The 1,552-nt window shown below is 64.2% G+C and carries 1 protein-coding gene and 1 pseudogene; both read right to left on the bottom strand.

Annotated elements, in window-relative coordinates; all coding sequences use genetic code 11:
* On the bottom strand, positions 1-715 hold a 715-nt coding region (locus Y707_RS30200; RefSeq protein WP_442853314.1), incomplete at its 3' end, for an Rv3626c family coenzyme F420 biosynthesis-associated protein.
* Positions 716-780: 65 nt separating this feature from the next.
* Positions 781-1,491 (bottom strand): annotated as a pseudogene (locus Y707_RS27885) (zinc-dependent metalloprotease); the annotation flags it as partial.
* Positions 1,492-1,552 lie beyond the last annotated feature (61 nt).

The raw sequence follows: 1,552 nt of genomic DNA, 5'->3' as shown, positions 1-1,552 counted from the left end.
TGCCCAGACTCTTCGCGGCTGCGGCCAGCCGCTCGGCCAGCGTGTCCGCCTTGTCCATCAGACCCGACGTGAGCAGGCCGATCTGTTCCCGCATGTGGTCTTTGAGCCACGGGGCGGCAGCAAACTGCACGCGGTGCGTCTGCTCATGGAGACAGACCCAAAGGCGGAAGTCCTGCGGCTCCACGTTCAGCTCGCGCTCCACCGAAATGATGTTGGGAGCCACCAGCAGCAACCGTCCCCCGGTGCCAAGCGCTCCGGTGGAGGTGTCCGCGCCCCACGTGGCGAACGGATCGTACTGGCCGAGGACCTTGCTGGAAAGGAACGCGAGAATACTGCCGAGCTGCGCGCCGGTGACCGTTCCACCGAGCGCGGCGGTGGCAGCGGTGAGCTGATCTGCGCGGGTCCGGGCCAATTCCTCCAGTGTCGGCTGCAGCAGCGAACGGAAGCTTTGACTGCTGGCCTTGGCCCAGGAAGCGCGGTCCACCACGAGCAACTCCGAGTCGCGCAGGTCGCGGGCAGCGTCGAGCTTGGTGATCTCGTGGACGTGCCCGACGGACTTGTCGGCGAGTTCACGCAGGTTTTCGACGGCGCTGCTGATCTCCGTGGACGTCATCTTCGGGCCGGCGGGGGTGAGCTTGGCAGCCGTATTGGCCGCAAGGTCCCAATTCACCAGACTGGGGATTTTTGAGGACTTATTGGAATCCATAAAAACCATGAGATCACACAACACTCCGAACCCGCTGAAAGTGGCCGGTTCCCTTAGTTGCGGCAGCCGCAGCCCAGACTCTTCGCGGCTGCGGCCAGCCGCTCGGCCAGCGTGTCCGCCTTGTCCATCAGACCCGACGTGAGCAGGCCGATCTGTTCCCGCATGTGGTCTTTGAGCCACGGGGCGGCAGCAAACTGCACGCGGTGCGTCTGCTCATGGAGACAGACCCAAAGGCGGAAGTCCTGCGGCTCCACGTTCAGCTCGCGCTCCACCGAAATGATGTTGGGAGCCACCAGCAGCAACCGTCCCCCGGTGCCAAGCGCTCCGGTGGAGGTGTCCGCGCCCCACGTGGCGAACGGATCGTACTGGCCGAGGACCTTGCTGGAAAGGAACGCGAGAATACTGCCGAGCTGCGCGCCGGTGACCGTTCCACCGAGCGCGGCGGTGGCAGCGGTGAGCTGATCTGCGCGGGTCCGGGCCAATTCCTCCAGTGTCGGCTGCAGCAGCGAACGGAAGCTTTGACTGCTGGCCTTGGCCCAGGAAGCGCGGTCCACCACGAGCAACTCCGAGTCGCGCAGGTCGCGGGCAGCGTCGAGCTTGGTGATCTCGTGGACGTGCCCGACGGACTTGTCGGCGAGTTCACGCAGGTTTTCGACGGCGCTGCTGATCTCCGTGGACGTCATCTTCGGGCCGGCGGGGGTGAGCTTGGCAGCCGTATTGGCCGCAAGGTCCCAATTCACCAGACTGGGGATTTTTGAGGACTTATTGGAATCCATAAAAACCATGAGATCACACAACACTCCGAACCCGCTGAAAGTGGCCGGTTCCCTTAGTTGCGGCAGCCGC

Origin of the sequence: Arthrobacter sp. H14, from assembly GCF_000520495.1 — a bacterium.
Lineage (GTDB): Bacteria > Actinomycetota > Actinomycetes > Actinomycetales > Micrococcaceae > Arthrobacter_C.
This window is presented reverse-complemented; position numbering and strand designations above follow the sequence as displayed.